Consider the following 18,268-nt stretch of genomic DNA (forward strand, 5'->3'; position numbering starts at 1 on the left):
GACGACGGTAAGGCGACGTTGTTCGACGGTCGGTCCGGTGAGCCGTTCCCGTATCCGGTGGCGGTGGGCTACATGTACATCCTGAAGCTGCACCACCTGGTCGACGACAAGATCCACGCCCGCTCGACCGGCCCGTACTCGATGATCACGCAGCAGCCGCTGGGTGGTAAGGCGCAGTTCGGTGGTCAGCGTTTCGGGGAAATGGAATGCTGGGCCATGCAGGCCTACGGCGCCGCCTACACCCTGCAGGAACTGCTGACCATCAAATCCGATGACGTGGTCGGCCGCGTGAAGGTATACGAGGCGATCGTCAAGGGCGAGAACATTCCGGAACCGGGCATCCCGGAATCGTTCAAGGTTCTGCTCAAGGAACTCCAGTCGTTGTGCCTCAACGTGGAGGTGCTGTCCTCCGACGGCGCTGCCGTCGATCTGGCCGGAGGCGATGATGACGAGGTGCATCGCACCGCGGCGAATCTCGGAATCACGCTCTCCCGCGACGAGTCCCCATCCCTCGATGATCTGACCGGCTGACATCCGCCCGCTGCCGCGCCGGACACGCGGCGCGGCAGCCGCGATGGGTGCCGGTTACGCCGACAAACTGCCGGCGCTGCCCGATATACCGGCCGAGGCGGCCACGGTGTCGGTGGGGCCGGGATCGGCCCCGCATGTGCACCGGTGCGGTGTCGATCCGGGTCCCTCGTCGTGCCCGGCCTGTAGCGAACACGTATGCGACCGCCAGGCCGAAGGGCAGGGCGCCGGCAGGTCGGGCGTGTCGTCCAGCGATACCACGGTGACGGGTACGCCCCGATACTCCTCGAAGTCACGAAGGTGCTCCGCGCAACTGTCACAGGCCACTGTCGGAGGTATGCCGATCCGGCCCCGTCGCATCACCAGCCGGGTTGCCGGCACACTGTGCGCGCGGTGTCCACCGCGAGTGAAAGGACAGGTGAGAACTGATTTATCCAGCCAGCGCAACGTCATCGGGCCGACCGTCTCGCTCCGGTGCCGGTCGCACCTCGTCCGGCATGGTCGAGCGGGCACGCCGCCGGGAAGTGTGTCTCGTTCATACTCGGATATCGCCGGAATCGGCCTGGATATAAGCCGTATCAGCGCCCCCAATTGCACCGGCTTGCGGTGCCGATCACCGGGGTTGTCCGAGGACCGGCGGAGCGCGGGACAGCGAGCCCTCCCGGCGCGGGCCCACCGTCCGGGGTGCCGCCCTCCGCCGGGAACGCGGCACCCCTCAGGCGGGCCCGGTTGTCAGGCCTTCACTTCACCCAGCGCACCGGTGGCGACATCGAACACGAATCCGCGCAGCGAGGACGTCTTGGTCACGAACGGACTCGCCTCGATACGGCGCAGGCTCTGCCGCACATCCTCGTCCAGGTCGGGGAACGCCTCGGCGGACCAGGCCGGTTTGAGGCCGGTCTCATCCTGGATCGAGCGTTTGAAATCGTCGTCGGTGAAGGTCAGCATTCCGCAGTCGGTGTGGTGGATGAGGATTATCTCGGTGGTGCCGAGCAGCCGCTGACTGATGGCCAGCGAGCGGATCTCGTCATCGGTGACCACACCACCGGCGTTGCGGATGACATGCGCCTCGCCCTCCTGTAACCCGAGGATCCGGTACACGTCCAGCCGCGCGTCCATGCAGGCGACCACTGCGACGCCTTTGCTCGGAGGCAGGGGCAGCGGTCCGCTGAACTGCTGCGCGTACTGCGCGTTGTTGGCCAGGTACTCATCAGTGACAGTCATGCACCGATCTCCGATCGTCGACGGTTGGCTCCGGTGGATCTCCCTGCACGATCTCGGACCGCACCCGCGGCCGGGAGTAAAAGATACCCGCTGAGCGGAAGCCTGGTGTGTCGCCGGCGAGAGGTGGAGCCTGGCACCGGACTGTGTCCGGTGCCAGGCGGGGCCGGTCGAACGCGATCGGGTGTGGATCGGCGGCAACCGGGTAAGCGCGCGGCAGAAAGGAGGCGTCATGAGCCAGCGAGACGTTGTGCATACACTGCTCGACCGGGCCGGGACCACCTACGCGGCCGAAGCCGGGATCCGCCTCGACGACAAACCGGCCCCCCTGTTCCAGCTGCTGATGCTGACCCAATTGCTCAGCGCCCGGATCTCGGCCGATCTCGCGATCTCGGCCACGGCGGAACTGGTGGACAGCGGGTACGGGACCGCGCGCAAGGTCGCGGACGCCGGCTGGCAGGACCTGGTGGACGCGCTCGGTCGCGGCCACTACCGCCGCTACGACGAAAGCGCGGCCTCCCAACTCGGCGCGACGGCCACCATCGCGCTCGACAAATACGGCGGCGACCTGCGCAGGCTCGCAGCGGAAGCCGACCACGACATAGAACGGGCCGGTGAACTCATCCAGCAGTTCAAGGGCATCGGCCCGACCGGCGGCAGTATTTTCCTGCGCGAGGTCCAGGATGTGTGGCCCTGGGTGCGGCCGTATTTCGACGATCGTGCCGTGCGGGGAGCCAAACGTATCGACCTGCCCGCCGATCCCGGGGAACTCGCCGCGCTGGCGCCCGCGAAGCACACCGCCGATTTCGCGGCCGCCCTCGTCCGGGTCGGTAGCGACGACGAACTGGCCGAGGAGGTTCGCGCCGGGGAGCACTGACGGCCCACGGACCGCTCGGTCCAGTGGCAGCGACCGGTTCCGTCGACCAGACTGGAAGGGTTTGGTTAGGCGGGAGGAGAGTCGTCGTGGCTTCTCGATATACATCGGCGTTCGAAGAGATGATCGCGGATATGCAGGCGCAGTACGAGGATTGGGTGCGGGCGGGCGAACCCTGGTCGTTGCGCGAATTGTTCAGTACGCCGGATTTCGATATCGACGACTACTGCCGGGACTTCCGGCCGAGCGCGTTCGGTGACCAGGCCTGTGCGGAGGTCGAGCGGTACTGCCGGGCGCAGGGCATCTGGCTCGAACCCGGCGGGGCGCATTACAACAGCATGACGCCCTACCTGCATCCGGGCCCGGTCAGCGTGGAACGGCTGGCGGTGATCGGATTGTTCAACGCGATCCTGTTCTGGCTCAACGACACGGTGGGCCGGGAGAAGTTCGGGCATCTCGCCGATGTCGAACAGCAGCGGGCGCGCACCGACCTCGACCGCTTGTGCCGGTTCCTGCAGACCCGTATCCCACCGGAGAATCCGTCCCCGTTCGAGTCGGCGACGACGGAATGGCTGACCCGGCTCACGGAACTGGCCGATCCGCAGTGGCTCGACCTGTTCCTGGCATCGACGCTGGAGCATCTGCGCACCGCGATCCGGGATCAGAACGCCCGGTCGCGCGGCGATGTCCTGACGGTGGCGGAGTATATCGACCTGCGCGCCCAGGTGTCCGGAATGTATCCGGCGATCGCATTGTGCGAATTCGGGCGCGACGAGTATGTGTCCTGGGATCTGCTGGCGGCCGCCGGGCTCGCGGACGAAGTGCGCCGATTACAGGTGCTCACGGCCGAATTGGGCGCGTTGATGAACGATATGTTCTCCTTCGAGAAGGAGTGCGTCGTGGACCGCTCCGATTTCAATCTGATACCGGTCTGCCTGTTGAACAACTCCCGCGCGACACTCCCGGACGCCGTCCGCGAGGCGGCCGATCTCGTGCGTGCCCGGCTCGTCGAATTCCGGTCCCGGTATGACATCGTCGCGGCACGATGTGCCCGGCACGACGGTATGGATCCGGAATTCGCGGTGCAGGTCCAGCGGTATCTCGACGATCTCGCCGCATGCGTGCGGGCGAGCTGGGTGTGGCAGCTGGGCACGCAACGCTACAAGGGTGTGAGCATTTTCGCGGAGAATCGGCCCACCGGCCCGAAGTGATCAACGGCCGATAAGGAAGTATGTTCACTATTCGGGCAGGTGCGATGCCACCCGGACCGCGATCACAGGTATCCGCGAGCGGGGGCGAGGTCGGCGAATCGACGAAGGGGTGCGATGAAGGGGTCGGAACGTCAGGAGGTCGTCCGATCCTGGTCGGAAGCGCTGACGACAGCGGGTGGGGCCGCACCGGGCGGCACGGACCTCGATGCTCTGCTGGACAGCCTGGTCTCGGACCTGGCCCTGGCGCTGACCGCGACGTCCTTCGACCCCGACGCCGGCGCCCGGGCCGGTGCGGCGCTTGTCACCACCGGCCTGACCTCCGACGACGTGGTGGCCGCGTCCGCGCCGGTCCTGCGATCCCTGGCCGGTCCGGATCCCGGCGACGAGGTGTCGCGGCGGGTGGCGATCCTGCTCGCGAAATTCGGAGAAGGGTTCGGTTCACGACGGCACCTGCTGTTCAGTTCCCTAGAGCCCGATAAGGCCATGCGGCGGGTGGACGAGCGGTACCGGGTGGTGTTCGAGAACGCCGCTGTCGCGATCGCTATCGGCGATACCAACGGTGTGCTGCTCGACGTCAACCAGGTACTGGCCGAGATGATCGGTGTGCCGGTGGAACAACTACGCGGTATCTCGGTCTACGAGTTCGCTCACCCCGAGGATCGCGCCCGCATCCGGAAAATGGTCTACGAGCGTCTGGTGCCCAACAAACGGGGCGCGGTGAAACTCGAACAGCAGATCGCCCGCGCCGACGGTAGCTACGGGTGGGCGTCGTTCTCCATCACCTTCGTGGAGGGACGCCCGGGGCATCCCAACTATCTGCTCGCCGTCGGCGAGGACGTCACCGAACAGCACCGTATGCGTGACGAACTGCGTCGGCAGGCCAGCCACGATCCGCTCACCGGACTACCGAACCGCCGCCACCTGCTGGAGCGTCTGGACGCAACGATCAACGGTGCGGTCGCCGAGGACTGCATCGGGCTGTGCTTCGTGGACCTGGACCAGTTCAAGCACGTCAACGACCGATTCGGACACGGTGTCGGAGACAAGGTGCTCGCCGCGGTCGCCGAGCGGTTGCAGCAGAGTGTGGCCGAACTGGACTGCCTGGTCGCGCGGATCGGCGGCGACGAATTCGTGGCCCTGGTCCCGCCGCCGGTCGATGACCAGCGGATGGCCCTGGTGGCGAACCGCCTGCTCGACGCGCTCGCCGAACCTCTCGACGCCGGTAGTCACGAGATTCATGTGTCGGCCAGTATCGGCGCGGTGATGACCGCGGTGACCGACGGCCACGCCGAAGCGCTGCTCGAGGCCGCCGATACGGGGCTCTATCACGCCAAGAACAACGGAAAGGCCCAGTGGGTGCTACACACCCCGGGTGCCGCTATCCGTCCCGGCCCGGAGGATTTCTGACCGGGCCGGACTACCGGTGCACCGCCGCGGCCACGATCTCCGCCATCCGGGTGCGGAAGACCTCGGGTGTGAACGACTCCGCATGATGCCGGATCTCCATCGGGCACAGATCGGTGCTACCCGGGTCACGCAGCACGTCGGCGAAGCCCTCGATCACGGCCTCATCGGCTCCGGCGGCGATATGGGCACCGCTGCGCCCGGGCAGCACGGTATCGAGGGCGCCGCCCGCACCCACCGCGAGTACCGGCGCGCCACAGGCCATCGCCTCGACCGGGACGATGCCGAAATCCTCCACCCCCGGCATGAGCAGCGCGCGGCAGCGGCGGTACATATCGGCCAGGACGTCATCGGGCGCGGCGCCGAGGAAGGTGGTCTCCGGTCCGGCCAGCGCCTCGAGCCGCGCCCGGTAGCGTCCATCGCCCACCACCACGAGCCGGCAACCGGCCCGCTGAGCGGCGCGGATGGCGAGATCCGGGCGCTTGTAGGGGACGAGCCGGCCGGCGAACAGGAGGAAGTCCTCGCGCGCCACCGCCGGATCGAGCGAGAAGCGGTCCAATCGCACCGGTGGGTGTACGACGGCGGCGGGCAGCTCCCACCGGTCCCGGATACGGTCGGCGACGGCGCGGGAATTCGCGACCACCGCGGCGAGGTGCCCGGCGGCGGCGCGTTCGCCCCGGCGGGCCAGCATGCCGAGGGCGGCCAGCGCGGCGCGCCCGGTCGCGCCGCCGGCCTCCCGGGCCCGGAACTCCGGCTCCCACGCCCACCGGGCGGGACTGTGCACATAGGCGATGACCGGGGCGTCGGTGGCGAACGCCGCCTGGGTCGCGAAGGCGTGATGGCTGATCACCACCGCGTCGAAGCGACCCCGCAACGGCAGGCGGCGCAGTGCGCGGGGCACGAACGGCAGCAGCGGGGCATGGGAACGCCGGCCGGTGGCGGCATGGATACGGGAGAGCGGGCTGCCGGAGATGGTGTCCCACGGGGGATGGGCGTGCGCCGGGGCCGCCGTGGGGTCGACGATCGGCGCGAACACCCTGGCCCGCGGCCAGATACGTGCCAGCTCGCCGACCACTGCTTCCGATCCGCCGTACTCGGTGAACCGTTCGTGGACGATCGCGATCTCCGCGTCTTCGGGACCGGCGGCCCGGGGCTTTCCCGGGCCGGGAGACGTGGTTGCCGGGCTCACCGCAGCACCCCTTCGAGCCGCCGGGGCGCCGCGTAGGCGCGTACGGCGGGCGCCACCGGACGCCCCTCGAGCAAACCGGCCACCGAACCCTGTTCCAGCGCCCGGCGGTAGACGGCGGCGGCGTCACGGCAGGCGGCCACGGTCCGATCGATATCGGCGTCGGTATGGGCGGCGGAGGTGACGAACGACTGTCCGAGAACGCCACGCCGCAACAACTCCTGCAGGAACAGCGTGCGGAACTCCTGCGAGGGCCGGCCGCCGGGATCGAGCGTCTGGAACATCAGGCACGACGGCCGCCCCGCGACCCGCAGCTGCCCGGCGATCCCGAGTTCGGCGGTGATCTCCTCGAATCCCGCCCGCAACCGCCGGCCCGCGTGCTCCATCCGCGCGACCGGATCGGTGGCGGCGTAGGCGCGTACCACCGCGCGGAAGGCGGCCAGCCCGCCGGACTCCGGACCGTGTGTCGTGGACAGCAGGAACACCCTCTCGGCATCGGTGTCCAAGCCGCCCAGCTCCAGATATTCGCGACGGCCGGCGAGCGCCGAGATCGGGAAACCGTTACCCATCGCCTTGCCCCAGCACGAGAGATCCGGAATCACCCCGTACACCTGCTGTGCACCACCGGCCGCCCAGCGGAACCCGGTGATCATCTCGTCGAACACCAGCAGGGTCCCGTACCGGTCGCAGAGGTCCCGGACCCCCGCCAGGTAACCGGCCGGCGGTTCGTGCAGGGCGGTCGCCGGTTCCATGACCACGCAGGCGACCTCCCGGCCGGCCAGTACCCGTTCCAGTTCCGGAAGGTCTGCGTAGGGGAAGCGGACCGTCGGCTGATCCGGTATTCCCGCCGGCATCGCGGTCGTCCCGATGAACCAGTCGTCGACGGAGAAGAACGGCTGCGCGCAGACGGCCACCGTGGTCCGCCCCGTCACGGCGCGGGCCAGCCGCACCGCGGCAGTGGTGGTGTCGGACCCGTTCTTGGCGAATTTCACCATCTCCGCCCCGGGCACCAGGGCCAGGAAATCCTCGGCGGCGGCCAGTTCGAGCACGGTGGGGCGGGAGAATCCGACCCCGTCGGCGATCGCCGCGGCGACGGCGTCGACGACCGGGCGGTAGCCGTGACCGAGGGTCACCGCGCGCAAACCCATCCCGTATTCGATGAACTCGTTGCCGTCGCAGTCCACGACACGGCAGCCGTGGCCGCGGACCAGGACCGGCGCCATCCGCTCGGGATACTGGTCGGCGCCGCGGGCGTAGGTGTGCGCGCCCCCGGGAATCAGCTCGTGCAGTCGGGCCTGGGCCCTGTCGCTGCGGCCGAATTCGGTGATCACTGTCGCTCCTGGGGGTCGGCGGCTCAACAGCCGGATTCGGTGAAGGCTTTCAGGTACCCGGCGCTCTGCCGCAGGTACATCCAGGTCCAGAACATCGGGTCGGTGCGGCCGGGACTGGCGACCATGGTGAGTTCGCCGTCGAAACAGCGGTCCACGATGTAGCGGGCCCGCGAGATATGCGGGGTGAAGGTGACGACGATGATGTGACGCCAGCCCCGGGCGGCGGCCTGACGGCGGATCTCCTGCGCCTCACCGCGCGTGGTCCACGGCCGCGGTTCGAAACAGGTGACGCGGAAGGGGTAGGGGGTGCGGCAGTAGCGATCCATCCGGGGATCGTCGAGCCCGGTGGAGGCGGCGATCAGCAACTCCGGCGCCCGGCGCGCGCGGGCCAGGTCGAGCCCGAGATCGAACCGTTCGTACGGGGTCCCGCCCAGGACGACGATCGCGTCGGCGTTCCGCAGCGGGTCGACCTGGGGTCGCACGAACACCGGCCACCCGGCGACGGCCGCCAGGGCCGCGAGGATCAGGCCCGACGCGACCACCTGCCACCGCCGACCCCGGCGCCTCCCCTCGGGCCTCCCGCTCATCCCGCTCACCTCAGCGCACCGGGCGATCCCGGCCCAGCGGCGCCGTCCGGAGGGCGCCGTCCGGTGCGACCACCAGCCGCCAGTAGCCGCCCTCCGGATCCCGCAGCACCACACCGGCATCGGCCCGCTCCGACAGCCACGCACCGCTGGCCAGCACCGACGCCAGGCCGGCGCCGTCGGGGGCCACCGCGTTCAGGATCTCCTCGGTGCCGTTCCCGCGGGCGGTGACCGTACCGGTGAAGACGGGCCGGTGGGTATGGCCGCGGCCCAGCACCTGCCAGTGCCGCGGGAAGGCTCCGGGATCCACCTCGGCACCGGCGGCCGAGATCAGGTTGACGGCGATCCCCTCCGGGCATCCGGCCTCATCGATCCGCAGTTCGGCCGGTCGGCTCCCGGGGTCGGCGTCGAAGGCGATATTCGCCAGATACGGTTGCCGGCAGTGGATCAGATCGATATCGCAGGCCCGCGCGGCGACCTTGCAGTTGATCATCCCGAACTGTGAAGGCCCGCCGCGGCCCGCGGCACCCACCTGGACCGCGACCTCCGCGCCCTCGAACCAGACGTTGGTGAGCCACCAGTTGTTGGCGGCGCCGTCGATCAGCAGATGCCGGTCGGTGGTGGCCGGATCGGTATCGGAGACGAACTCCACATTGGTCAGCGCCAGCCCGGCGTTGTGGTCGTTACCGGTGCCGAGCACCCCGACGCGGTTGCCGGTGAACTTCGACGAGGTGACGTAGTTCTGGATACAGGAGGTCGCGAGACCGACCCCGAAATTGTTGATATCGCAGTCGATGAAGGCGGTCCCGCCGGTATTGGCTTCCAGCACCACCCCGCGCTGGTTCGTGTATTGCGGATGGTTGTCGCCGAGATGGTTACCGCGCAGCAGGACGGAGTCGAAACTGCAGCGGAAGCATTCCGCGAGCCGCACGGCCGTGGCGGCCGGGCCGGTGAGGTAGAAACCCATCCGCGCGAACCGGATCCGCTGTTTGCCGTCCAGGTCGATCAGCGTGGTGTCCCGGTCACAGAACACCGTGGTGACATCGGCGCCGTCACCGTAGACAACGGAATAGTCGGGAAGATCCGGCCAGGCGGTGATCCGGTACACCCCGGCGGGCAGGTACACCACTGGCGGAGCGCCGTCGGCCCGGCACGCGGCGGCCAAGGCCTCGGTATCGTCGGCCACCCCGTCGCCGGCCGCTCCGAACGCCCGGATATCGCGAACGGTCGCGGGCATCGTGCCCACGGGCACCACGAGCGGGGCGGACTGCGGGTCACGGGCGGCCAACGGCACGGCCACGGCCCCGATCCCGGCGGCGCCGAGCCCCGCCGCGAGCAGGTCACGGCGCTGGATACGCCCGCGCCGGGCCGGCGGCTGGGGTGCGTGTCCGCTCATGATCGCCGCCACCGGCTCCGCCGCGTCGTCACCGCCACCACACCGGCCACCGGGGTACCGGTAGCGGTGAGCGCGGCGAGCGCGGACCGGACCCGGTCGCCGCGGTCGCGCCCCAGCCGCACCACCCCCAGCACCGCCGTTACCTTGGGCGCGACGGCCGCGGCGTCGGCCGGGGAGGTGTCGACGATTACTCGGTCGAACCGCTGGGCGGTTTCGAGGAGAACGGTGTCGAAGCGACTGGATGCCAGCAGATCCGGGGTGTGATCGTCGGCGCTGCCGAGTGCGAGCACCGTGACCGATTCGTCCGGCCACGGGACGAGAGTGTGATCGACGCGCGCCTCCTCGCGCAGGATCGCGGCCAGGCCCTCGGCCGCCCGCCCACCGGGTACCGCGGGTGCGGAGATCTCCTCGAGCGGGGTCGCGGCGGATCCGGCGCGCAGATCCAGTTTGACCGTCGGCGGGTCGAACACCTCGCCGCGCACCGCGGCGGTGGTGCGGCTGGAGGCGGCGGTCACCAGTTCGCGGCCCGAGTTCTCCGCGCGTACCGGCCACTCCGTCGGTGCCGGCTGTCGCAGCGATTCGGGCAGAAGGGTGGAGACCCCGGCGCCGGTGGTATCCGCGTCGATCACCAGCACCCGGCTGTTCGTGGCGCCGAGCGCGGAGGCCAGGCCGAGCACGACCCCTGGTTCGGTGCGTGCGCCCAGTCCGGTCACCACGATCCGGTCGGCCTCGGGCAGCCGCGCGCGCAGTGCGCGCAGGTCGGCTCTCTCACGGGGACCGCCGAGCGCGACGGTGCCCAGCACCGGCTGCCCCAACGCCTCCAGGCCGGCGGTATCGCGCACCTTCTTGTCCAGCCGAGCCAGCAGATACGCGATCGCCGCGCCGACCAGTAGACCGCCCAGCGCGCCCACCGCCAGGAGCCGGGTGCTGCCCGGGCTACTCGGCTCGGTGGGGGTCTGCGCGGCGTCGACCACCGCGACCCGCGCCGCGGGGGCGGCGGTGGCCTCGATGGTTTCCAGTTCGTCGATCAGCGCCCGGACCTGCGACACCACCTGGTCGGCGAGAACCCGTCCCGTCTCGGGATCCGCATCGGTCACCGAGACCCGCAGCAGCGATGTCGCGGGCGGGGTGTCCGCGGTGATCTTGGCGCGTAGTTCCTCGCGGTCCAGGCCGAGCCCGAGCTGTCCGATGACCCGGTCCACGACCCGATCACTGGTGACCAGCTCCAGATAGGAACGCACCCGCTGCTGGGCGGCCAGCCCGCCCTGATACGAGTCGGCCACCGAGGTTCCGGTCGCCATCGTCACGTACAGGGTGCTGGTGGCGGTGTAGGTCTCCGGGGCCGAGTCGGCCTGGTATACGGCCAGGCCCAGTCCGAGCACCAGGCCCGCCGACAGCACCGCCCAGTAGCGGCGCACGAGGCGCAGGTAATCGGGCAGTTCCATCATTGTCTTCCTTCACTTCCCACGGTCGCGCCGACCGGCCCGCGGGCCGGCCGGATCGTCGGATCTCGATCTGGTTCGCGGTCCGGGCCGGGTGGCGGCGCATGGATGCGCCGCCACTGGCCCACCGCCAGCCGCACCAGCCAGGCCAGCACCACGACCTGCAGGTATTTACCCAATGTTTCTGCGCTGCCGAGCATTCCGCGCTCGAAGACCACCGGTACCTCGATCAGCGCGATACCGAAGAGCACCGGAACCAGATGCCGCGCGTAGAGCGCGCGCGCCCAGCCCACGAGCACGATCGCGGTGAACGCCACCCCGATGACGACGCCTGTCGTCCCGCCCAGTACATATCCCTCGGCGATATTGCCCTCGGCCAACGAGACCGATACCTGGCTCATATCGACCGACGCGCCGCGCACCTCGGCGGCCCACGCCGTACCGGCATGCAGTTTGTCCTCCGCCAGCAATTGCACCGGCACCATACTGCGAGCCAGATGCCCCACCACTTCGGCGGGCGACAACCACGAATCCGGTCCCACGTAGTAGGCGTCGGTCGCGGCCTCCAGCAGGTCGAATCGGCGCAGGAGGCTGAGGAAGGGCCGGACCGCGGTGGGGTAGGCGCCGTCGACGGCGGCCGCTTCCGCGCGCAGCTGGGGTGAGGTCTTCAACGACTGCAGCCAGTCGAAACCAGCGATTCCCACCACCGAAACCGCGCCGATTCCCAGGACTTTCGCTCGCGTCCAGCCGGTCAGGGCGCACCGTACGGCCACTGCCAGTGCGGCCCCGAGCACAGGTGTCTTCGACTCGGTCGCTGTGGTCCACCAGAGTTCGCCCGCCATGAGTACGCCCAGTAGCAGGAGCGTGCCGGAATGCCGGGACGGCCGGGCGAAGACGATCAACCCGACGGCGCCCAGGGTCGCGGGCATCGTGAGCAGGCTCAGTAGCGGCGACGCGCTCTGGACATCCCCGGCCTGCCCGGCCGCGCCACTGGCGACGCTCACCAGCCGCGCCAGCGTCCCCAGCACGTAGAGCACCCAGAGCGTGCCGGTCAGATCCGGATCGCCGGCGAGTGGTGCCCGCGTGGGCCGTGGCCGCTGCCGCGCCCACAGGACGTAGCCGAGGATTATCAGTGCGTACACGGTGAGACCGAAGGCCACCGGCCGCAGTACCGCCTCGATCCCGGCGTCGTACCCGATCTCGGCCAGTCGCGGGTCGGCGACGTTGTCGCCGAAATGGGGGTCGGGACGCACGATCAGCAGCACCACCGGACGTGCGATATACGACATCGCCCAGTAGACCGTCTGCGCGATCAGCAGAACCCGCAGCACACCACGGGCCAGCAGCGCCGCGAGCAGCAGCGTGGCCAGTGCCGCCGCGACCACCAGCAGCGGCGTATTCGAGGTCACGATATCCGGGATCATCATCGGCGTCGGCCTGCCGCCGGACCGGCCGGTTCAGTCCAGCGCACGCAGGATCTCCTCGGCCCGGTCGGTGTAGGTGTGCCCGCCCTCCACGATGCGCCGGTACCCGGCTTCGGCGGTTTTGGCCGCCTGGTCCGGGTATTGCGCGCAGCGTTCGAGGATCTCGTCGAGTTCGTCGCGGCTCGAGAACAGGAACGCCTCGGTGCCGTCGTCGAGCAGTTCGGCGTGTTCGTCGGTGCGTTCGCCGACGAACAGGCCGCCCGAGGCGGGCACCTCGAAGGTCCGGCAGGTGTGGGTGTCGCGGTTGGCGGAGTTCAGCAGCACCAGGTTCGCGGTCACCGAGGCCACCGCGATCGCGAAATCCTCGCCGTAGACCGGGCCCGCGACCGCGGCGCGGGTGGTGCGCAACTGCCGCACCCGGCGCCACCCCGGTCCCCGGACCACCAGCTGGGCGCCGTAGGTGCGGGCCAATGACACCATGCCGGGCCGGCGGTCGGGCCGGCAGGCGCCGATGAAACCGACCAGGAACTGCCGGCTGCTACGCCGCGCCGCCGGATGATGCCAGGCCGGGTCGTAGGCGCTGCGTACGAACAGGGTCCGGCGCACGCCGCGGGCGGTGAGTTCGGGCAGATTGTGTCGTTTGGTGGTCACCACCATGTCCCATTCCGCCTCGTGCGCGAGATAATCCGCGGTGATGTTCGCCGGATTGGAGACGTCGTCCGGGCTGTAATGCACATGCAGGGCGGCCGGGATCTCCAGCAGGCGGCGCTGGTCCAGGTAGACGGATTTGAACCCGAACACCAGATCGGGGCGCAGTTCGGCGGCGGCCCGCTCCAGCCTGGTATGCACCCGATCGGCCGACCACGGAGCGCGACCCGCACCGGTTTTCGCGTACAGCCACGACGGCGAAAGCCGGGGCGGCAGCGTCACCGGGGTGGAATCGACCACCATCACGTCGTGCCCGAGCCGGCGGAACCCCTCGGCCAGCGAGCGGGCGTTACTGCCGAGCCAGTCGTCACCGACGAACAGAATTCTCATCGCGTCCCTCTTCTCTTCGCACCGGCGGGCACCGGAGTGCCCGCGGCGCGCTCCCGCACGATCAGTGCGCGCATCCGCGCGAGATACCAGATCGCCACCGCGAATTCGGCGGCCACGATGCCGCCCGCCAACGTCCACACCGAATGGGTGCGCAGCGCGATCAGCAGCGCGGTGCCTGCCACGACGGTGCCGAGGGCCGAACCGATGAGGACGCCGACGGTGTCCTGCCGTACCGGCAGGACGGCGGTGGTGACGAACGAGGTCACCGTGGTGGCAGGCAGGATCAGTGCCTCGAGGCGCAGTACTCCCACCGCACCGGCGAACTCGGCGCCGAAGACCAGCGGCACCACCAGCGGCGCCGCCACCCACAGCGCGGCGGTGGCAACTCCGGCCGCCGCCACGCAGACGGCCAGCGCCCGGAAGGCATCCGGCCAGAACCGTTGTTCACTACTGCGTTTCGCCATCCGCGGCAGCAGCGCGAACCCGATCGGGTCGAGTAGCGACTGCACCGCGCGGACCAGCCGGTCCGAGGCGGAGAACAGGCCCAGCGATACCGCGTCGAGCACCGCGCCGTATACCGTCGCGGCACCTTGGCCGTAGCTGGTGGTCAGCAGCCGCCCGGTCACCACCGGCAGCGCGGCGCGGATCAGTTTCCACGCACCGCGCGGTGGTGCCGGTGGGCCGAAGACCCGCCAGGTGTCCCACCATGTGAGTACCAGGCCGATCACCGCCGAACCGAGCAGGCACAGCATCGCCATCGGCGCGGTGGGGAATCGCGGCAGCAGGGTCAGCAGCAGGATCAGGTACCCCACCCGGGCGATGGACTGGTACAGCGTCGACGCGCCGAACCGGCCCTGCCCGATCAGCACCCAATCCTCCGACATCGACCAGAAACCGCCCACGAACAAGCCCAGCAGCACCATGACCAGGTATTCCGGGCTCGCGGCGGCCGCCGCCACACCCAGCACCGCGCCGAGCACGCCCAGAATCCCGCCCCGGATCGCCAGATACGTGCCGCGGGTGTGGTTCACCACGTCGCGGTCGGTTCCCGACTCCTGCACCCGGGCGGCGAGATAGGACGTGATACCGAGATCCACGAGCAGGGACCCGAGGAAATAGGCCGACATCCCGACGGCCAGCAGACCCATCCCGGAAGCGCCCAGCAGGCGCGCGATCAGCGGCAGGGTCGCCACCGTCACCAGGTACTGCCCGTACTTGCCGAAACTGACGTAGGCGATATCGCGGAGCAGGATCGCGAATTCCCGGACCCGGGCCGCTCTGGTCCGCGGGCCGTCGGTGCCGGCCTCCTGGAGCGCGGAGATCAGCGGCAGCTTCTCCGTCGGCCAGTCCGCGAACGCCGGGATGATCTCGGTCGGGAGGTCGTAGTCGGGAGTCCGCAAACCGTCCAGCGATACCGGATAGTGGCGGTGCACGATCCGGATCGGGATGGTGTTCTCGGTGGCTGTGTTCATCGCGCCGGTACCGCCCGCCCGCGGGTCACCCGGTCGAGGACACCGGCGACACCGTCCGCCGTGGTCGCGATCCCGAACTCGCCGGCCCGCTCCCGGGCCGCCGCGCCCAGCCGGGTGCGCAGCGCGGGATCCGCGATGAGCCGGTCCAGGGCCTCGGCCAGCGCGACCGGGTCGCCGGGTGCGGTCAGCAGACCGTCCACCTCCGGGCGCACGATCTCGGTGGGGCCCCCGGCGCCGGCGGCCACCACAGCGCATCCGGCGCGCATCGCCTCCACTACCACCTGACCGAACGGTTCCGGCAGCACCGAACAGTGCACCGCGATATCGGCGTCGGCGAAATACGAGGCGGGATCCTCGGTGTGACCGGCGAATTCGACAACTGATCCCAGTTCCCGGGCCCGTTCCTCCAACTCCGCCCGGTAGCCCTCTTCGCCGAAGTGCGTGCCGCCCACCAGGACGACCGCGGCGGGCCGATACCGCAGCAGCGCGAGCGCCCGGAACAGCACATCGTGGCCCTTCCACCGGGTCAGCCGTCCGGCCATCACGATGCGCACCGCACCGGGATCGCGTTGCGGCGCCCGTACCACCGGGCCGGTGTCCTCGATGCCCGGGTAGGCGACCGCCGCCACCCGGCCCCGGGTGTACAGGGTGCGCAGGGTCGCCCGGCTGTTCGCGACGAGCCCGCGCGCGACGGTCCAGCCCAGCACGCGCAGCCCGAACGCGAGGACGGCGCCGAAGTAATCGGCACCGATCCGGTCGTGCACCTGCCAGACGAGTGGGATACCCGCGCGGCGCGTTGCCACCGCACCCATGAGCAGCGTTTTCGTACTCTGAGCGACCACCACATCGGCCCGCCCGGCCCGGAGGGTCTCACCGAGCCCGGCGCCCAGTCGCGCCAGTTCCAGTGCCCCGGTGATCAGCCGCGCTGGTCCGGATCCGGCGACGGTCAGCGATCGGCTGTCGAACCCGTTGCGGTGGACAGTGACCGGAATCTCGCGGGCCCGCAGCAGGTCCGCCAGCGGGCCGTCGGCGGTGAGCAGGACCGAGGCATCCACCGCGCCCGACCGGCGCAGCGCGGTCACCAGCCGCAGCACGGCCAGTTCGGCGCCGGACGGGGCTGCGGTATGGCAGAGGAAAACGGCGCGGATCATGCGGTCAGCTCCCGGTAGAGCGCGATATGCCGGTCGGCGGCAACGGCCCAGGAGAAGGTTTCGGCATGGGCGCGGCACGCGCCGGCGGCGGGGACCGCGCCGTCGAGGGCGGCCGTCAGGCGGCCGGCGAGCGCCTCGGGGTCGCCCGCCGCGACGATCAGGGACGGGTCGAACCCGCGCACCGAATCGGGCAGACCACCGCAGTCGGTGACGACGGGTGCGCGTCCGGCCGCCAGCGATTCCAGCGCGATGAGGCCGAAACCCTCCAGCGCGGTCGAGGGGACCACCGTGACCGCGGCCCGCGTGTACCAGTCGGCGAGTCCGGCATCGGTGACCGGGCCGGTGAATACGACACCGTCACCCAGTCGCGCGGCCCGCGCGCGCAGCGCCGGCTCGGCCGTGCCGGTACCGACCAGCACCAGCCGTGCGTCCGGATGTGCTGCGTGGACGGCGGGCCAGGCCCGCAGCAGGACATCGATACCCATGCGGTGCTCGAGCCGCCGGACACACAGCACGATCGGCGCGCCCTCCGCAGGCCGGGCCGCGGGCCGGAAGCGGTGCAGGTCCACACCCGGAGCGATCACCGCGACCGCCTCCGGCGGCACTCGGTAGTCGTGGACCAGCAGATCGCGGAAATGCCCGGACAGCACCACGAACCGGTCCGCGGGCCGGGCCCGCAGCCGTTCCACTGTGTACTTCACCCGCGCCGCGACAGCGCCGCCACCGGCCAGCCGGCTCTCCGCCGCCCACGGCCCGTGGAAATGCACGACGAGCCGCCGGTGGCGGGACGGCCGCGCGGGCGGTCCGTAGAGCGTGAAATGCCGGTCCAGCACGGCCGGGGCCGCCGGGCCGGCCGGTTCGTGCCGGTACGCGGTGCGTGCGCGTCGCCAGGTGGAGCCACCCACCGGTCCCCACGACATCCCGCCCGGCGGCGCGGTACCGAACGCCGCGGCCGAGATCGAGATCTCGGGGCGGGCGGACAGCGCGCCGAAGAGGTCGGTGAAGTAGCGGTTCAATCCGCCCGCCGCGGAGCCGAACCACTCCGACCCCGTCATATGCACCCGCGGCGCGACCGCGGTCGTCATAGGTCCGACCCGATTCGCGATCGGAGCAGCCGCCCCGTCCGCACCCGCAACCGTTCCAGCGCGGTGCGCGCCAGCCGGAGATCTCCGATCGTCACGTCCAGCGGCGACAGCAGGCGCGGGATGTCGCGCGCCAGGCGATGATGGAACCGCAGCGTCTCGCTCAATTTGCTGATCGTGGAGGTGCGCGCGCACAGGTTGAAGGTGGAGGCCCGCCAGGCCGCGGCGACCTCGGGGAGTCCGAAGAACAGCCCGAACTGACCCACACGCGCGAACAGATCGACATCCATCGGGAACACCAGATCCCCGCGCAATCCGCCCACCCGGTCGAAATGCTCGCGCCGGAACATCGCCGCGGCGGTCGGCCCGAACTCGGCGGGTCCGCGCCGGACGATGGTGCGGGCCAGCGCCCGCGCGGTCCGCACCCCGTCGAGGCCGGGAAGTCCGAGACCCGTCTCCACCAGCGCGCCCTGTTCATCGATCACCTGGAATCGGCTGGAACTGATCGCGAACGCCGGATCGGCCATCACCTCGATCTGCGCGGCCAGCGAACCCGGCAGCAGAATATCGTCGGCGCACACCACCTTCACGAGATCGCCGGTGGACAGCGTGATCGCACGATTCCAGTTGTCCCCGATGGGCAGCGGGATATCGTTGCGCTCCACCCGCAGGCGCGGGTCGTCGAAGGACGCGGCGATCGCGCCGGTCGCGTCGGTGCTGGCATTGTCGAGCACCAATAGTTCGAAATCGGTGTCCTGGCTCAGAATCGAACGCAGGGTCTGTTCGAGCGTCCGCGCGGCCTCGTAGGCGGGGACACAGACCGAGACGCTGGCCACCAGTGATCCTTTCGTGGGAATGACAGGGAAATACGAGCTGGGGGTATCGCGACAGCACCGCGGCATAGCCGCTGCTGCCCGGGTGACG

15 protein-coding genes and 1 pseudogene are annotated in these 18,268 nt (G+C 70.0%); 4 read left to right on the forward strand and 12 right to left on the reverse strand.

The genetic code is table 11. From position 1 onward, the window contains the following. Window positions 1-531 (forward strand): annotated as a pseudogene (locus AB0F41_RS09075) (DNA-directed RNA polymerase subunit beta); the annotation flags it as partial. A gap of 729 nt (window positions 532-1,260) precedes the next feature. Here the strand turns inward: AB0F41_RS09075 and AB0F41_RS09080 are convergent. After that, the gene (locus AB0F41_RS09080; protein ID WP_357422242.1) at window positions 1,261-1,752 is read right to left on the reverse strand and encodes a carbonic anhydrase; all 492 of its coding nucleotides are present in this window, start codon (window positions 1,750-1,752) and stop codon (window positions 1,261-1,263) included. A 229-nt stretch (window positions 1,753-1,981) separates the two neighbouring features. Between AB0F41_RS09080 and AB0F41_RS09085 the strand changes: the two genes are divergently transcribed. The 3 genes from AB0F41_RS09085 (at window position 1,982) to AB0F41_RS09095 (ending at window position 5,241) form a co-directional block, all read left to right on the forward strand. Then, window positions 1,982-2,626, forward strand: coding sequence for an endonuclease (locus AB0F41_RS09085; RefSeq protein ID WP_357422243.1), 645 nt, complete (start codon window positions 1,982-1,984; stop codon window positions 2,624-2,626). An 86-nt stretch (window positions 2,627-2,712) separates the two neighbouring features. Continuing rightward, window positions 2,713-3,834 (forward strand): terpene synthase family protein, encoded by a 1,122-nt coding sequence (locus tag AB0F41_RS09090; protein WP_357422244.1) that lies wholly within the window; start codon window positions 2,713-2,715, stop codon window positions 3,832-3,834. 114 nt (window positions 3,835-3,948) lie between these two features. Then, on the forward strand, window positions 3,949-5,241 hold the full coding sequence (locus AB0F41_RS09095; protein WP_357422245.1) for a sensor domain-containing diguanylate cyclase: 1,293 nt from the start codon (window positions 3,949-3,951) through the stop codon (window positions 5,239-5,241). A gap of 10 nt (window positions 5,242-5,251) precedes the next feature. Here the strand turns inward: AB0F41_RS09095 and AB0F41_RS09100 are convergent, their stop codons facing one another. The 11 genes from AB0F41_RS09100 to AB0F41_RS09150 all read right to left on the reverse strand — a co-directional run bounded on the left by AB0F41_RS09100 (window position 5,252) and on the right by AB0F41_RS09150 (window position 18,183). After that, on the reverse strand, window positions 5,252-6,361 hold the full coding sequence (locus AB0F41_RS09100; RefSeq protein WP_357422323.1) for a glycosyltransferase: 1,110 nt from the start codon (window positions 6,359-6,361) through the stop codon (window positions 5,252-5,254). A 62-nt stretch (window positions 6,362-6,423) separates the two neighbouring features. Then, on the reverse strand, window positions 6,424-7,752 hold the full coding sequence (locus tag AB0F41_RS09105; RefSeq protein WP_357422324.1) for a glutamate-1-semialdehyde 2,1-aminomutase: 1,329 nt from the start codon (window positions 7,750-7,752) through the stop codon (window positions 6,424-6,426). Window positions 7,753-7,778: 26 nt separating this feature from the next. Further along, window positions 7,779-8,342, reverse strand: a complete 564-nt coding sequence (locus tag AB0F41_RS09110; protein ID WP_357422246.1) for a YdcF family protein — start codon at window positions 8,340-8,342, stop codon at window positions 7,779-7,781. A 10-nt stretch (window positions 8,343-8,352) separates the two neighbouring features. Beyond that, on the reverse strand, window positions 8,353-9,735 hold the full coding sequence (locus AB0F41_RS09115) for a glycosyl hydrolase family 28-related protein (RefSeq protein WP_357422247.1): 1,383 nt from the start codon (window positions 9,733-9,735) through the stop codon (window positions 8,353-8,355). Beyond that, window positions 9,732-11,180, reverse strand: a complete 1,449-nt coding sequence (locus tag AB0F41_RS09120; protein ID WP_357422248.1) for a hypothetical protein — start codon at window positions 11,178-11,180, stop codon at window positions 9,732-9,734. The genes AB0F41_RS09115 and AB0F41_RS09120 overlap by 4 nt, the downstream gene beginning before the upstream one ends. After that, window positions 11,180-12,604: a hypothetical protein gene (locus AB0F41_RS09125; RefSeq protein WP_357422249.1), complete on the reverse strand. Its 1,425-nt coding sequence runs from the start codon at window positions 12,602-12,604 to the stop codon at window positions 11,180-11,182. The genes AB0F41_RS09120 and AB0F41_RS09125 overlap by 1 nt, the downstream gene beginning before the upstream one ends. A 30-nt stretch (window positions 12,605-12,634) precedes the next feature. Beyond that, window positions 12,635-13,639 (reverse strand): glycosyltransferase, encoded by a 1,005-nt coding sequence (locus AB0F41_RS09130; protein WP_357422250.1) that lies wholly within the window; start codon window positions 13,637-13,639, stop codon window positions 12,635-12,637. Continuing rightward, a complete protein-coding gene (locus tag AB0F41_RS09135; RefSeq protein ID WP_357422251.1) occupies window positions 13,636-15,111 on the reverse strand; it encodes a lipopolysaccharide biosynthesis protein in 1,476 nt (491 codons plus the stop codon). Before AB0F41_RS09135 ends, AB0F41_RS09130 begins: the two co-directional genes overlap by 4 nt. Continuing rightward, window positions 15,108-16,262 (reverse strand): glycosyltransferase family 4 protein, encoded by a 1,155-nt coding sequence (locus AB0F41_RS09140; RefSeq protein ID WP_357422252.1) that lies wholly within the window; start codon window positions 16,260-16,262, stop codon window positions 15,108-15,110. Before AB0F41_RS09140 ends, AB0F41_RS09135 begins: the two co-directional genes overlap by 4 nt. Continuing rightward, window positions 16,259-17,317, reverse strand: a complete 1,059-nt coding sequence (locus AB0F41_RS09145) for a glycosyltransferase family 4 protein (protein ID WP_357422325.1) — start codon at window positions 17,315-17,317, stop codon at window positions 16,259-16,261. The genes AB0F41_RS09140 and AB0F41_RS09145 overlap by 4 nt, the downstream gene beginning before the upstream one ends. A gap of 26 nt (window positions 17,318-17,343) precedes the next feature. Then, on the reverse strand, window positions 17,344-18,183 hold the full coding sequence (locus AB0F41_RS09150; protein ID WP_357422326.1) for a glycosyltransferase: 840 nt from the start codon (window positions 18,181-18,183) through the stop codon (window positions 17,344-17,346). Between the last annotated feature and the right edge of the window lie 85 nt (window positions 18,184-18,268).

Source organism: Nocardia sp. NPDC024068 (assembly GCF_040638875.1).
Taxonomy (GTDB): Bacteria; Actinomycetota; Actinomycetes; order Mycobacteriales; family Mycobacteriaceae; genus Nocardia.

Coding starts and splice junctions, on each gene's coding strand:
- AB0F41_RS09135 (WP_357422251.1), bottom strand. CDS start 15,111: ATGAACACAGCCACCGAGAACACCATCCCGATCCGGATCGTGCACCGC.
- AB0F41_RS09145 (WP_357422325.1), bottom strand. CDS start 17,317: ATGACGGGGTCGGAGTGGTTCGGCTCCGCGGCGGGCGGATTGAACCGC.
- AB0F41_RS09140 (WP_357422252.1), bottom strand. CDS start 16,262: ATGATCCGCGCCGTTTTCCTCTGCCATACCGCAGCCCCGTCCGGCGCC.
- AB0F41_RS09120 (WP_357422248.1), bottom strand. CDS start 11,180: ATGGAACTGCCCGATTACCTGCGCCTCGTGCGCCGCTACTGGGCGGTG.
- AB0F41_RS09115 (WP_357422247.1), bottom strand. CDS start 9,735: ATGAGCGGACACGCACCCCAGCCGCCGGCCCGGCGCGGGCGTATCCAG.
- AB0F41_RS09130 (WP_357422250.1), bottom strand. CDS start 13,639: ATGAGAATTCTGTTCGTCGGTGACGACTGGCTCGGCAGTAACGCCCGC.
- AB0F41_RS09095 (WP_357422245.1), top strand. CDS start 3,949: ATGAAGGGGTCGGAACGTCAGGAGGTCGTCCGATCCTGGTCGGAAGCG.
- AB0F41_RS09080 (WP_357422242.1), bottom strand. CDS start 1,752: ATGACTGTCACTGATGAGTACCTGGCCAACAACGCGCAGTACGCGCAG.
- AB0F41_RS09125 (WP_357422249.1), bottom strand. CDS start 12,604: ATGATGATCCCGGATATCGTGACCTCGAATACGCCGCTGCTGGTGGTC.
- AB0F41_RS09110 (WP_357422246.1), bottom strand. CDS start 8,342: ATGAGCGGGAGGCCCGAGGGGAGGCGCCGGGGTCGGCGGTGGCAGGTG.
- AB0F41_RS09085 (WP_357422243.1), top strand. CDS start 1,982: ATGAGCCAGCGAGACGTTGTGCATACACTGCTCGACCGGGCCGGGACC.